Here is a 14,348-nt window from a genome sequence, read left to right as displayed (position 1 = left end):
CAGGTTCACTCGCCCGGCGAACCGACAGATCTCGAATTAGCCACCGCTTCCACCCCTGGGGTCGAGAAATCCCCGTGCCTTGGGTGTTTTGTCATGGCAATTCCTGAGTTGGCGGGCGCCAGGCTCTTCCAGACTATCTGACGATTGGCCGATCCCAGGCGGGGTCAAGATGGAATGTGCGGGTTCCGCTCCCACCACGCCCGGCTCCGGAAACCGGGTAGGCCACGCTGACGATGCGCACACCGCCTGCTCCCTGCTGGAGCCCATATATGCCTTCCAGGCCGCGGTCATAAAACGCAGCGCCCGGGACGAAGAGCGCAACGCCAGCGAGCGAGGCCTGCAAGGCGAGTTTCGCGACGTTGCGCCGCAACGAAATTCTGTTCTCCGCCAGGTGCCTGGTGATGATTACGACCACAAGCAACCCGTAGACGAACGCATTGAAGGCAGCGAACCAGTAGAAGCCGGTGGCATCCGACGCGCGGTCCACCAGAAGGACCGGCAGCGAAGCTCCGATTGCAAGTGCCACATACGGAACGATGACGCGGGCAGGCAGCAGATTTTTCGGGCCACTGCCCTTGGGGGTAACACGAAAATCCACGAACGACTTGGTCACATAATCACGGATCGACGACAGCGTGCCCGCCAGCACCCACGGCCAACGCGCGAAGAATGAGAACAACATTCCCTCCCAACTGATCGTCCTGGCAGTGAGCGGGCGCGACAGGTCGAATGCCTTCAGCAACATCACCAGCATAATCAGGGAAATAGAGTTCGGAGCATAGTATAAAAGGAAATCAACATATGTCACATTGGCGAAGCTCTTCCCCGTCAGAAGCGCGTACATAGGCATGACGTACATGACAAGCGAAAACACGGCGAAAAGCGGATACCAGAGCTGGCGAAACAGGAACTGGAATTTCAGCCGTGGCGATAGCTTGGAAAGGTATATGGGCGAGTATTCGAGCATGATCGTCATCAGGCTCCGCGACCACTGGAACTCCTGCGTGACAAGATCGGCAAAGGTCTGCGGGCCATCGCCATGGGCAATGGCGTCTATGGCATGCACACCGCGCCAACCAGCCGCAATGAACAGCATGGACGTCGAGTGATCTTCGGCCAGTTCCGGGCCAAGGCCGCCGACCTGCTTGAGCGCTGCGGTTCTCACGGCATAGTGCGAGCCGATGCAGAGCGGCGTTCCGTCGCCCGTATGGCCGGACTGCAAGGGTCCGTGGAACATCCCTTCCGGGAACAGTCGGCCGCGTGCCGACCAGCTTTCAGCGGCATTGTTGTCGCATATGCTCGGCGCCGATACATAGCCAACCGCCGGGTCGGCAAAGGCGACCAGGATTTCCCTGAGATAGGTTGGTGTCGGGACGTGGTCCGCATCCATCTGAGCGACGAAGTGGTAGCGCTCATAACCATAGTGGTCGTAGAAGAACGCCAGGTTTCCCTCTTTGCAGCGCGTCCGGCGGGGCCACACCTTGCGGTGATAATCTTCCCGCCCGCGCCGCGTCGAAATCATGACGTTATGGGCATCGCACCAGGCAATCGTTTCCTCTGACGGGTCCTCGTCGGCCAGCCAGGTATCATGCGGACAGTCCTGCGCCAGCATCGCTTCGAGCGTTCGCGCAACCACCGAAAACGGTTCGGACGGAGCCTTGGTCACCACCATCGCGACCCGCGAACGTTCCGGGATCGTGTGAAGACTGGACGGCTTTTTCATCGCATGCACGTTCAAGAGAAAATACATCGGCATGAACGTCAGCCATACGAGCGTCAATGTCGCCAGCATGTATGGAATGACATGTTCGATGTGCCCGGGCTGCAGCCACCAGAACCAGAAAAATCCGAACGTTACCGACCAGCAGGCAAGTCCCAGCCTCCAGATCCGCCGCTGGGTGGCCGACAGCACCGGCACCAGAAAAGGAGGCTTCTCCGCCGCCTTCCCCGGAGCCGCCCCACGCCCCCGTTTCGGCATGGTCTTGCCGCTGATGATCCCCACGTCCGCGGAAACACTCATACACGTACCGCCGCCACCCGAGCATCAGCCGAACGACGGCAGACGCGCCTTGAAAACCCGCCCTTAGAATCCACTTGGGTGTCTTAGAGTCAACTAAATTAAGTGTTGGTTAACTATACTTCTTGCGAATTGGTTAACTTAACATCTTGAATCGGGAGGGTAATTCCGTGGACGCCTCCCCCGACCAGCACTGCAATCACAGCCGGCAAAAGTTTCAGCGTCGGAGAATCCGTCGAAGGGGCCGAGGCTGTCCGCAGGAAGAAGCGCCCAAGGCAGCGTTAACCATGTTGCGAACATCATGGTTAAGCAACCATTAATTGCGCTTGACTCTTTGGTCCGCCCGGCTCTTAAATTAGACCGGGATGATATATCGGAATATTGACGCGAATTTGTGAGTATCGCGGCGAAACTCTCTCGACGGCTCCTTCTGTGTTGGCGCCTTGAGAAGTAATTTTGGGTGGGCTTCGTGCGAAGGTTCGCACAACCGCCAATGATCGCTCCGAAATCCCGCAGATTCCGCCAATGGAGCCGACAGGTTTTTTGGGTAGCCGTATCGATCAGGCATCGATGCGCACGGGCGAAGCCTTAACTTCCGCGAGAAGTCGAGGCCATGGGAGAATCTATGATGACACACTCCGCGGCAAAGGCACTTGCAATCGCGCTGGTATTGGGCGGAAGCGCCGCCTTCCCTACTGCAGGAGGGGCCGGCTCCGTAACCGCGACCGACCCCGTTCAGACGAGCAGCGCTGCGTCGGCGTTCGGTTCCTATGATCCCTACGGGGACTTCAGCACCGACAAGAGCGCCAGCATCGAAGAGCTGTTCCTGCCCTGGGAAGACGTCGATCTGTCGACGCTGCCGCTTGCCGACGCTTATGCGCTGCAGCGCGGCCGTTCGCTTCTGATCACGATTGAGCCGTGGACATGGTCCAAGGACTGGCGCATCACCCCGCCCGAATTGCGCGACGGCATTTTGAGCGGCAAATATGATGCCAACATGCAGGCAATCTGCGGCCTGGTGGGACAGATGAAGAGCCCGGTGACCATTCGCTGGGCTCAGGAAATGGAAGACAAGAACGGCCGCTTCACCTGGGCCAACTGGGCTCCCAAGGACTGGATCTCCGCTTACAAGCGCGAAGTCGACATCTGCCGCAAGGCTGCCCCCGCCGCCAAGTACATGTGGTCGCCCAAAGGCGAAGAGGGTTTGGAAAAATACTACCCCGGCGACGACTATGTCGACGTCATCGGCCTGTCGGTGTTCGGTCTGCAGAAAAAAGACGGTGACGAGACCGGTCGTGACCGCACCTTCGCTGAACTGCTGAAGCCCGGCTATGACCGCGTTGCGGTGTTCAACAAGCCGATCGTCGTTGCGGAACTCGGCTATGTCGGAAAGCAGGACTATGTCTCGAAATGGCAGGAAGATTCCCGCAAATCCTACGCGGAGTTCCCGGCTCTGACTTCGGTCGTCTACTTCAACCAGAAGGAAGTGTGGCCGTGGCTGGGCGGCTATGGTCTGCCCGACTGGAGGGTGACCCAGCATGTCTTGCCCTAGAGCATGATACTGAAAAAGTGAGAAAGCGGCTTTTCGGACAAACGGGGCACCATCTGTCCAGGCATCATGCTCCATCTCTTTGATTTAGTGGCGGATTCAGATTTCAGGATTCACCTGAAATCATCTCAAGCGTTCTCATAAACTGGGCGTGGCGTAACAGTAGGGGTAGGGGTTGTGAAACGAGTACTGGGCAATTGTATCGGAACGGCACTTGCCTGTTCCATTGGTCTGTTTGCTTTCCAGATTCCCGCAACAGCCAAGACGGCGACGAAAATCGCCGAACAGGCCATGCGGGCAGAGGTGGTGCCGGACAAAGGCATCTACCAGATGTACCAGAACCGCTCGTGGCTCTGGGGTCGGGAGGGTGCCGGATATTTTGCCGTCCAGCGCCGTCAGTTCAGTGCCTGGACCTCGGACAAGGCGCGCAAGCTGGGCTACGGTGACGGCATCTGGTTCATTCCCGGAGGAGGCAAGCTGTGCTTCCGCGCAAAATGGCACGGAGCCGGAGGCGACTCCAACGCTCTTTCCTGTTTCGAACATCGCCAGGCAGGCAGGATTCTCTACCAGCGCCGGGTTCCAGATGGAGAATGGTACGTATTCAGGAGTTCGCACCGCAACCTTGCGGACGCGTTCATGAAATTGAAACACGGCGACTACGTCAGCCGCAAACAGAGCCGGATCAAGGCAAAGTAGTAGAGACTTTCATCCGGGACAGGGCACTGGTCCAAAAGCGGGTCGACTGAACGGTCAGCGACCTGCCTCAGTCACGTTCAGGCGACCTGCCTTAAGCCTTGCGCTCCCAGCGGCGATCTGGCGTCTGTTGCCAATAGGTGACGGCGTGGCCAGCGCTCTTCATCACCTTCCAGTGCCCTCGCGCCGCCTCGAGCTGGGCGGCATCGTGGCCATCGAACAGGAACACGGCGCGCTCGTAGCCGCCAAGGTCAGGCGGCACCGCGCCGTCGACCAGGAACCTTATCTTTGCGTCGTTGGGATTGCTGTCGCCGGTGGTCAACAGAATCGGCTGTTCGCCGGGATGAGCCTCACGATCGGTCGCGTGCGCCAGGAACGAATCGTCCCGGAAGGTCCAAAGATGCTGGTCGAGCGCATCGCGGCGTTCCTCGGTGCCTGTCTGCACCACGGCGCGCCAGCCACGGTCGACGCTGCGCTCCAGGAGGCCTGGCAGCGCATCCTCCAGCGTCGATTCGGTCAGGTGGTAGAACAGGACGTCGGCCATCGCTTCAGCCTATAGTGATTGAACCCGTTCACTGCTCATAATTGTCGCGCACCAGCCGGTCGAGCAGCCTGACGCCGAAACCGGAACCCCAGGACTGGTTGATCTCGTTCGACGGCGCCCCCATCGCCGTGCCGGCAATGTCGAGATGGGCCCATGGCGTGTCCTTGACGAAGCGCTGCAGAAACTGCGCCGCGATGGTGGCGCCGCCAAAACGGCCGCCGATGTTCTTCATGTCGGCGTTCTTGGAATCGATCAGCTTGTCGTATTCGGCCCCCAGCGGCATGCGCCACAGCCGTTCCTGCGTCGCCTGCCCCGCCGCCGCCAACTTTTCGGCCAGTTCGTCATTGTTGGAAAAGAGGCCGGCATAATGTTGACCGAGCGCCACCATGATGGCGCCGGTCAGCGTCGCCAGATTGACCATGAATTTCGGCTGGAAGCGGTCGTTGCAGTACCACAACGCATCGGCCAGCACGAGGCGGCCCTCGGCGTCGGTATTGAGCACCTCGATGGTCTGGCCCGACATCGAAGTGACGATATCACCGGGGCGCTGGGCATGACCGTCGACGGCATTTTCGACCAGTCCGATGATACCGACGACATTGGCTTTCGCCTTGCGGGCCGCCAGCGCATGCATCAGGCCGGTAACGGCGGCGGCACCGCCCATGTCGCCCTTCATATCCTCCATGCCCGAGGCCGGCTTTATGGAATTGCCGCCAGTGTCGAAAGTGACGCCCTTGCCGACGAAGGCGATCGGGCTGTCCTTCGGCTTGCCGCCGTTCCACTGCATGATCGCCATGCGGGCGCCGCGCGGCGATCCTTGCGCGACACCGAGCAGCGAGCCCATGCCGAGCTTCTTCATTTCCTTCTCAGCCAATATCTCGACCTTGACGCCTAGTGCCTCGAGATCCTTGGCGCGGGCAGCGAACTCGACCGGCCCAAGCACGTTTGCCGGTTCGTTGACGAGGTCGCGCGCCAGTAGGACGCCGTCTATCACCGCCTCGGCATCGGCGAAGGCCTTCTTCGCAGCGGCCGGATCGGCGGTGTGGATGGTCACCTTGACCGGCTTCTTCGGCTCTGCCTTGCCGTCGTCCTTGTCCTTCCTGGTCTTGTACTTGTCGAAGGAATAGCTGCGCAGGAGAATGCCCGCGGCAAGGCTTGCCGCGTCTTTCGCGCTCGGCGAGGCGCCGGCCACATCGAGGACCACCGCCACTTCGGTCGCCTTGCGCAGCGACGCGGCAACGGTGCCGCCAAGCTTCAACCACGCATATTCGTCCAGTCCCGATACCTTGCCGGCGCCTATCGCCACCAGTCTGTCGAGCGATGCTCCCTGCGGCGCCAGAACTTCCACCGTGCTGGCGAACTTGCCCGTGAACTCAGCCACGGGAAAGGCCCGCTCCAGTGTCTTGCCGGGATCACCGGCCTTGGCGACGTCGCTCAGGCCGCCCTCATCCGCCGCGAGCACGAAGACCGTGCCCTTCTTGTTCACCGCGCTCTGGGACCCGGAAAATTTGGCGAAGGCGATCGACGGTCTTTGATTCATCATGTCCTGCTTTCAGGGAATGCGCGACTTTTGGGGAAGCGGTTCGAAACGATGCGCGACATTTGGTCGTTTTCCGGCATTTGGCAAGACTTTGCCGAATTGGCATCCCATATGACCTATGGAATCGATGACGATTCGTCGCGGCACGGCCCCGCTTTTTGCCGCAACCTGTTGTTAACCATCGATGTTCGCCCTTTCTTATCCATTCCCGCCGACACTCCGCCCAGCCGGGGGGCGTGATGTGGGACAGAACCCGGATAGACCATCTGATGAGCCAGTTGTGCAGGCGCTGCCGGACAGCTACCTTGTTCGGTGGCATGATGCCGTTCGAAAAAATCGAGAAAAGCCTTCATGAAGGTCGTTGAACGCTACATCATGCGCCGCGCTTTCGTGGTCTTCATGGCCGCTCTTGTGTGGACGCTGGCGATCGTATGGACGACGCAGGTGCTGGCAAAGATCGATCTGGTCACCGACAGCGGCCAGTCGGCGCTGACCTTCTTCGAAGTCGCCGCCCTCATCCTTCCGTCCATCATCCCGATCGTGGTGCCTTTTGCCCTGGTGGTAGCGGTCGCACAGACACTCAGTGTCATGAATTCGGATTCCGAACTCGCCGTCGTCAACGCCGCGGGGGCCTCGCGCTGGACGATCGTGCGGCCGATCATGTTGCTGGCGCTCGCCGCCGCCGTTTTTTCCTTTGCCGTCGACAACGGCATCGACCCTTACGCACGGCAGAAGAACCGGGCCCTGGTGGCGTCGTCGCGCGCGGATCTGTTGTCGCTGATCATCCAGGAAGGCACCTTCCGCAAGATTGACGACGGGTTGTTCCTGCAGATCGGCGAGCGCCTTCCGAACAATCGGCTGGGCGGCATTTTCGTCGCCGATTCGCGCGAAGAAGGCGTCAACCTCGTCTACTACGCCAAGACCGGAAGCATCATCGAACGCGGCGGTGAAAAGGTGTTGATGATGAATGACGGCGTCATCCATCGCAAAACGCTGACCGGCGATCTCTCCGTCATCCGCTTCACCTCCTATGCCTTCGACATGTCGGCCTTCATGGCGGCGGCTTCGGCGGTGACGCTCCTGCCCAAGGACCAGACGACGCAGTACCTGCTCAACCCGGGCGCCAACGACAAGTATTATCAGCAGAACCCCTACGAATACCGGGCCGAGGTCAACCAGCGGTTCTCGGAATGGACTTATTCCATGGTTTTCGCGCTGATCGCGCTTGCGGTCGCCGGGGATGCGCGCTCGCACCGCGAGGCGCGCGTCAATCCGCTGATCACGGCGATCACGATATCGCTGTTCGTGCGTTGGCTGGGCTTTTTTGCCGCCAGCAAGGCGGATGAGGTCCCGCAATATGCGTATATGGTCTATGGCGTGCCGATCGTGGCTTCCGCGGTGGCGATCTGGTTCATCGTCTCCAACCGGACACTGGAACTGCCCGTGACCTGGGCGGACTGGATGACAAACTTCGCCACGCGCATCGCTGACAGCTGGAATGCTTTCAAATTGCGTTTGTCCAGGCGCGGCGCATCAGGGCAAGGGGTCGGCTGATGGGCTGGACACTGGGCCGCTACTTCTTCTTCCGCTATGTGACGATCACCATCTGGTTCTTCATCGGCCTCCTGGCATTGGTGTTCCTGATCGATTTCACCGAGCTGTCCGGACGCACCACCGGCCTGCCCGGCTTCACCTACGGCACGGCGGTAGCCATTTCAGGCCTCCGTATGCCGATGATCATGCTGCAGACGGTGCCGTTCGTCGGTCTCTTCTCGGCGATGGCGACGCTGGTATCGCTGAACCGGCGTTACGAACTGGTCATCGCGCGTTCCGCCGGTGTTTCCGCCTGGCAGTTCCTCTTGCCCTGCTGTGTCGGAGCCTTGCTGTTCGGCGTCCTGTCGGTTGGCGTCATCAATCCACTCGCCGCGCACGCATTCTCCTGGTCCGAGCAGATCGAAACCCAGCTGCGTTCCGGCAAATCGAATACGGTCTCGGCCGATGCCGCGCCCTGGATCCGGCAGAAAACCAGTTCGGGGGACACCATCATCGGTGCGCGGGCCATCCTGAACCAGGGCCTGGAAATGGCCGATGTCGTATTTTTCATTCTCGACCCGCAAGGCAACATCGTCGAGCGCAAGGACGCCGCCCGTGCCTTCCTGCGCGACGGCTATTGGGAATTGCAGGACGTCAAGACGTTCCAGAACGGCACGATCCAGGCATCGGCAACCGATCGCGTACCGACCAATCTGAAGCCGGAATTCGTGCAAGAGCGGCTGGCGCGCCCCGAAACCATCCCCTTCTACGACCTGCCCGGAAAGATCGAAGTTGCCCGCTCCTTCGGCCTCAAGGCAAATGCCTTTGCCATGCAGTTTGATTCGCTCGTGGCGTTGCCGTTCCTTCTCGTCGCCATGACGCTGATCGCGGCAACGGTTTCAATGCGATTTGCCAGGATGGGACAGTCGGCGACGATGATTCTGGGTGGCATCATCGCTGGCTTTCTGCTTTATGTCGTTTCGGTGCTGGTGAAGGCATTCGGCGTGGCGGGATTCGTGCCGACTGTCGTAGCCGCCTGGGTACCGGTCATGGTGGCTATGTTCTTCGGGGTGACTTTCCTGCTATACAAGGAAGACGGCTAGTGAGGGAGGCGTTTTTGCCCAGCAACAGGCAGGCCGGTTTGGCGCGCCTCTATGCGGCGACCGCCTTGGCGTGCGTGCTTGCCTACGCCGTTCCGGCACCGGCGCTTGCGCAGGACGTCGGCGACATGGCGACATCGGTTCCGGCCGGCTCGCAAATGCTGCTGGCGGCCGATACGCTGGTCTACAACAACGACAACCAGACCGTGACCGCCGTCGGCGGTGTGCAGATCGACTATGGTGGCAATCGCCTTGTCGCCCAGCGCGTCGAATACAACCGCAACACCAAGCGGATGGTCGCGAGCGGCAACGTCGAAGTCATCAACAGCGACGGCACCAAGATCAATTCGCAGCATATCGACATCACCGATGACTTCGCCGACGGCTTCGTCAACGCGTTGCGGGTCGAGACCATCGACAAGGCCTATTTCGCCGCCGAAAGCGCCGAACGCATGGGCGGCGTGCTGACCACCTTCCACAATGGCGTCTACACCGCCTGCGAGCCGTGCGAGGATAAGCCGGACAAAGCGCCGACCTGGCGCGTCAAGGCCAAGAAGATCATCTGGAACGGCGAGAAGAAGACGGTTCGCTTCGAGAATGCGAATTTCGAGTTCTTCGGTTTTCCGCTTGCCTATCTGCCTGCATTCGAGATTGCCGACCCGACGGTGAAGCGCAAGAGCGGCTTCCTGATCCCGAGCATCATCTACAAGAGCGATCTCGGCGTCGGCGTGAAAGTCCCCTATTATCTCGCATTGGCGCCGACCTACGACCTGACCGTCACCGGCACCGGCTATACCAGGCAGGGTTTCCTCGGTGAGGCCGAGTGGCGTCAGCGCTTCGACAATGGCGAGTACAGCTTGAAGATCGCCGGGATACACCAGCAGAATCCCGACGCCTTCCTCGACACCACTGCCTTCCCATCCAGCTCTGGCCACAACGTCAATTCGGGCAGCGCCGGCGATCCCAACAAATTCCGCGGCATGATGGGTACCCAGGGGCAGTTCGCCATCAACTCACGCTGGAACTTCGGCTGGGACGTGCTGTTGCAGACCGACAAGAACTTCTCGAACACCTACGGCATCGACAAGTACAATAGCAGCGTCCACCAGTCGTCGGTCTACTTGACGGGTCTCAACGGCCGCAACTATTTCGACGTGCGCGCCATGCATTTCGATGTGCAGGAAGATACGCCTGACGACAATATCTCTGCGCGAAGCGGACAACAGCCGTGGGTGCTGCCGTCGCTCGATTACGCCTATATTCCTGATGCCTCGGTGGCCGGCGGCCAGCTGTCCCTCAATGTCAACGCGCGTGTCATCCGCCGCGACGATGTCGATGAGACCTTCGTCCAGCCCTACAATGCCCTCACTCCGACGCAGCGCGTCCGCGGCATCGAAGGCGAATCGGGCCGTCTCACCGCCGAGGCCGAGTGGAAGCGGAGTTTCGTCACAGATGACGGACTGGTGCTAACGCCGTTGCTCGCGCTGCAGGGCGATGTGGACTACCTCAACGCATCGTCGGCTTCGCTAGACGCCATCGACCGAATGGCAACGCATTTGGGCGAGCAGGACGATATGCGCTCGTCATTTGCCCGTTACATGGCAACCGCGGGCCTCGAGATGCGTTGGCCGGTGCTGTTTTCCATGGCCAGCGGGTCCAGCCATGTCATCGAGCCAATGGCGCAGGTCTTCATGCGTCCGAACGAGCAATATGTCGGCGGCCTCTCAGTGCCCAACGAAGACGCCCAAAGCATGGTCTTCGACGCGACCACCTTGTTCGAGCGCGACAAGTTCTCCGGTTACGACCGCGTCGAAGGCGGTTCGCGCGCCAATGTCGGCTTCCGCTATTCCGGCTCGTACAACAATGGCTGGGGCACCAATGCGATTTTCGGCCAATCCTATCAGATCGGCGGCGAGAACTCCTTTGCCGCGCCGGATCTGGTCAATGTCGGCGCCAATTCCGGCCTCGACACGACCAAGTCCGACTATGTCGGCCTGTTCGGCATCAACAGCCCCAACGGCTTCGCGGCCTCGGTCAGCGGCCGTTTCGACGAACAGAGCTTCGAGATCCGCCGCGCCGAGGTGAAGGCCGCCTATTCCGGCCTGCCTGTGTCGCTGAGCGCCAAATACGCCTTCATCCAGGCTCAGCCCCTGTACGGCTTTACCACCGACCGCCACGAGGTCACGCTTGGTGCATCGACGCATCTCGCCGAAAACTGGCGCGTCTTCGGCACCGGAACATACGACCTGCAGCAAAGCCTGCTGGTCAAGGACGGCGTCGGCTTCGCCTACAACGATTCCTGCTTCACTTATTTGATGACCTACTCGCAGTCGCGCGATCTGAACACCAGAGAGGTGTCGCAGACCATCGGCTTCAATCTGTCGTTCCGCACCCTCGGCGATTTCGGCTCGTCGACCAGTGGCGTCGACACGATCCAGTAACAATCGGCGACATCGTTTCGCCGCATAGGGCTGGCACGGATTTCGCGCACCTGGAAAGATGAAATTGGGCGGGACCGGGATAGAATTGGGATACCAACGATGAGGAAATACCTCTTTTCAGCAGGTTTCGCGTTGCTCGTGGCGGCGACGTCCGTGTCGATCACTGCAATGACGCCGCCGGCTTTCGCCAGCGAGATCAAATACGTCGTCAACGACATTCCGGTCACCAGCGGCGACATCGCCCATCGCGCCGCCTTCCTGAAGCTGCAGCGCAAGAAGGGCGATGCCGGCCAGGAAATGATCGACCAGACGCTGCGTATGGCCGAGGCCAAGCGGCTTGGCATCCGCATCAGCGACGCACAGGTCGAGGCGGCGTATCAGCGCTTTGCCTCGAGCAACAAGATGCAGCTCAGCCAGCTTGACGGCGTCATGGAGAAGTCAGGTGTCACCAAGAGCCACTTCAAGGAATTCATCCGCGCCCAGATGGCCTGGAACCAGGCTTTGAGCGCACGCTACCGTTCCGGCGACGGCACAGGTGCCGTCAGCGAGCAGGATCTCGTGAGGAAGATGCTCGAAAAAGGCGGCGCCAAACCGAGCGCCACCGAATACATGCTGCAGCAGGTCATCTTCGTGGTGCCGGCGGCTGAACGCAGCGCGACGCTGGGCAAACGCAAGCGCGAGGCCGACGCCATGCGCGCCCGCTTCAACGGCTGCAACACGACGCGCGAATTCGCCAAGGGCTTGATCGACGTCACCGTTCGCGATCTGGGCCGGGTGCTCGCGCCGCAGCTGCCGCCGGACTGGGCCGAGCAGATCAAGGCTACCAAAGTCGGCGGTGCCACCGCCACGCGCGAAACCGAGCGCGGCGTCGAATTCATCGGCATCTGCTCGTCGCGCGAAGTGTCCGACGACAAGGTCGCGCAGATGGCGTTCCAGGCCGAAGGCTCTGGCGGCGACAAGGATGCCGACGCGCTCAGCAAGAAATATGTCGACGAGCTGAAGGCAAAAGCCCGCATCGTCAAGCGCTGACGTGAGCAACGCAGTGACTGCGCTCGCGTTGAGCGTCGGCGATCCGTCCGGCATTGGGCCGGAGATCGCCATCGCCGCCTTTATGGCGCGGGAAGCTGCCGACCTGCCCCCCTTCTACCTGCTCGCCGATCCGGCACTGATCGCCTCCCGGGCGCGCCTGCTCGGCATTTCGCTGCCGGTCGTCGAAACGACATCAGCGCAAGCGGCGCAGGTCTTTGCCCGCGCCTTGCCGATCGTTCCACTAGCCGCCGGCTGCATCGACAGCCCCGGCCGGCCGGATCCGGCCAATGCGGAAGCCACCATCGAGGCCATCGACCGCGCCGTCGCCGATTGCCTTGCCGGCGAAGCCTCGGCCGTGGTCACCTGCCCGATCGCCAAGAAGCCGCTCTACGATGCCGGCTTTCGCTTTCCCGGCCACACCGAGTATCTGGCGCATCTGGCGGCCCGGCACAGCGGCGTCGAGGCGATGCCGGTGATGATGCTGGCAGGACCCGACCTGCGCACCGTTCCCGTCACCATCCACATCGCGCTGGCCGAGGTGCCGAAGGCACTGACCACCGAACTGATCGTCGCCACTGCGCGCATCACCGCTGCCGATCTCACCGGCCGCTTCGGCATCACCAAGCCGAGGCTGGCCATTGCCGGGCTCAACCCGCATGCCGGCGAAGGCGGCTCCATGGGCCTCGAGGACGAGCGGATCGTGCGCCCGGCGGTCGACATCCTGCGTGCCGAGGGCATCGACGCTTTCGGCCCTTTGCCGGCCGACACGTTGTTCCATGTCCGGGCGCGGGCGGGCTACGACGCGGCCCTTTGCATGTATCACGACCAGGCGCTGATCCCGGCCAAGGCGCTGGCTTTCGACGAGGCGGTCAATGTCACGCTCGGCCTGCCCTTCATCCGCACCTCGCCCGACCACGGCACGGCCTTCGACATTGCCGGCAAGGGTGTGGCGCGGCCCGACAGCCTGATAGCGGCGCTGAAGCTTGCCCGGCGGCTGGCCGACACGAACACGAAGGCAATCGCCGTATGAGACCTCGGGCATGAGCATCGACGGGCTGCCGCCGCTACGCGAGGTGATCGAGCGTCATGGGTTGCAGGCGAAGAAGGCGCTCGGCCAGAATTTTCTGCTCGACCTCAACCTCACCGGCAAGATCGCGCGCACCGCCGGCGACTTGTCCGATGTAACAGTAATCGAGGTCGGTCCTGGTCCCGGCGGGCTGACCCGCGCCTTGCTCAACAACGGAGCGCGCCATGTGATCGCCATAGAGCGCGACGAACGTTGCCTGGCTGCTCTTGCCGAAGTGTCCGATCATTATCCCGGCCGGCTGGAGGTTGTTTCCGGCGACGCGCTGAAGACGGATTTCGCAGGCCTTGCCCGTCGAGCGACCGGGGGCTCGGTAAAGATCGTGGCCAACCTGCCCTACAACATCGGCACGGAGCTGCTGGTGCGCTGGCTGACGGTCAGCGACTGGCCGCCTTTCTACACCTCGATGACTTTGATGTTCCAGCGCGAGGTGGCCGAGCGCATCGTCGCGCCCGCCGGCAGCGACAGCTATGGCCGGCTGGGGGTTCTTGCCGGCTGGCGGACGGAGGCGAGGATCGCCTTCGACGTACCGCCACAGGCATTCACGCCGCCGCCAAAGGTCACCTCCTCGGTGGTGCATCTGGTGCCGCGCCCGACGCCCCTGCCCGCCGAGGTGAAAAAACTCGGCCGCGTCACAGAAGCCGCCTTCGGCCAACGTCGCAAGATGCTGCGGCAAAGCGTGAAGAGCCTCGGCGGCGAAGCCCTGCTCGAACGCGCCGGCATCGATCCGACACGCCGCGCCGAGACGCTCAGCGTCGAGGAGTTCGTGCGGCTGACCAATGCGGTGTAAGAAGCTGCCGATCTCCCCCTTGAGGGGG

At 61.4% G+C, this 14,348-nt stretch carries 12 protein-coding genes; 9 read left to right on the top strand and 3 right to left on the bottom strand.

From position 1 onward, the window contains the following. Positions 1-133 precede the first annotated feature (133 nt). Positions 134-2,020: a glycosyltransferase family 2 protein gene (locus tag NKI21_RS21555; protein WP_352722763.1), complete on the bottom strand. Its 1,887-nt coding sequence runs from the start codon at positions 2,018-2,020 to the stop codon at positions 134-136. 625 nt (positions 2,021-2,645) lie between these two features. On the opposite strand from NKI21_RS21555, the gene NKI21_RS21550 reads away from it, so the two are divergent. Together NKI21_RS21550 and NKI21_RS21545 are read left to right on the top strand one after the other, a co-directional pair. Beyond that, positions 2,646-3,569 (top strand): glycoside hydrolase family 26 protein, encoded by a 924-nt coding sequence (locus NKI21_RS21550; protein WP_128305696.1) that lies wholly within the window; start codon positions 2,646-2,648, stop codon positions 3,567-3,569. Between the two features lie 174 nt (positions 3,570-3,743). Further along, positions 3,744-4,262 carry a DUF995 domain-containing protein gene (locus NKI21_RS21545; protein ID WP_031213743.1) on the top strand — a complete coding sequence of 173 codons (519 nt, stop codon included), beginning with the start codon at positions 3,744-3,746 and terminating at the stop codon, positions 4,260-4,262. Positions 4,263-4,353: 91 nt separating this feature from the next. On the opposite strand, the gene NKI21_RS21540 is transcribed toward NKI21_RS21545, so the two are convergent. Further along, positions 4,354-4,803 (bottom strand): DNA polymerase III subunit chi, encoded by a 450-nt coding sequence (locus NKI21_RS21540; protein WP_352631889.1) that lies wholly within the window; start codon positions 4,801-4,803, stop codon positions 4,354-4,356. Positions 4,804-4,831: 28 nt separating this feature from the next. Then, the gene (locus NKI21_RS21535) at positions 4,832-6,343 is read right to left on the bottom strand and encodes a leucyl aminopeptidase (RefSeq protein ID WP_352867303.1); all 1,512 of its coding nucleotides are present in this window, start codon (positions 6,341-6,343) and stop codon (positions 4,832-4,834) included. Between the two features lie 51 nt (positions 6,344-6,394). On the opposite strand from NKI21_RS21535, the gene NKI21_RS21530 reads away from it, so the two are divergent. The 7 genes from NKI21_RS21530 to rsmA all read left to right on the top strand — a co-directional run bounded on the left by NKI21_RS21530 (position 6,395) and on the right by rsmA (position 14,320). Then, on the top strand, positions 6,395-6,583 hold the full coding sequence (locus NKI21_RS21530) for a hypothetical protein (protein ID WP_127289235.1): 189 nt from the start codon (positions 6,395-6,397) through the stop codon (positions 6,581-6,583). Between the two features lie 111 nt (positions 6,584-6,694). Next, the gene (gene lptF, locus NKI21_RS21525) at positions 6,695-7,897 is read left to right on the top strand and encodes an LPS export ABC transporter permease LptF (protein WP_128305684.1); all 1,203 of its coding nucleotides are present in this window, start codon (positions 6,695-6,697) and stop codon (positions 7,895-7,897) included. Then, entirely contained in the window at positions 7,894-8,979 is a 1,086-nt protein-coding gene (gene lptG / locus NKI21_RS21520) for an LPS export ABC transporter permease LptG (RefSeq protein ID WP_206638135.1), read from the top strand. The genes lptF and lptG overlap by 4 nt, the downstream gene beginning before the upstream one ends. Beyond that, positions 8,979-11,417, top strand: coding sequence for an LPS-assembly protein LptD (locus NKI21_RS21515; RefSeq protein ID WP_352442182.1), 2,439 nt, complete (start codon positions 8,979-8,981; stop codon positions 11,415-11,417). The genes lptG and NKI21_RS21515 overlap by 1 nt, the downstream gene beginning before the upstream one ends. A 99-nt stretch (positions 11,418-11,516) precedes the next feature. Then, complete coding sequence (locus NKI21_RS21510) at positions 11,517-12,446, top strand: peptidylprolyl isomerase (protein WP_023813768.1); 930 nt, start codon at positions 11,517-11,519, stop codon at positions 12,444-12,446. Position 12,447: 1 nt separating this feature from the next. Beyond that, on the top strand, positions 12,448-13,476 hold the full coding sequence (pdxA, locus tag NKI21_RS21505; protein WP_352442181.1) for a 4-hydroxythreonine-4-phosphate dehydrogenase PdxA: 1,029 nt from the start codon (positions 12,448-12,450) through the stop codon (positions 13,474-13,476). Between the two features lie 10 nt (positions 13,477-13,486). Then, positions 13,487-14,320 carry a 16S rRNA (adenine(1518)-N(6)/adenine(1519)-N(6))-dimethyltransferase RsmA gene (gene rsmA, locus NKI21_RS21500; protein ID WP_352442180.1) on the top strand — a complete coding sequence of 278 codons (834 nt, stop codon included), beginning with the start codon at positions 13,487-13,489 and terminating at the stop codon, positions 14,318-14,320. The last annotated feature ends 28 nt before the right edge of the window (positions 14,321-14,348 follow it).

Source organism: Mesorhizobium sp. M0715 (assembly GCF_040320355.1).
In the GTDB taxonomy this organism is placed as follows: Bacteria; Pseudomonadota; Alphaproteobacteria; order Rhizobiales; family Rhizobiaceae; genus Mesorhizobium.
The sequence above is the reverse complement of the archived record's forward strand: the minus strand, read 5'-3'. Positions and strand labels throughout refer to the sequence as shown.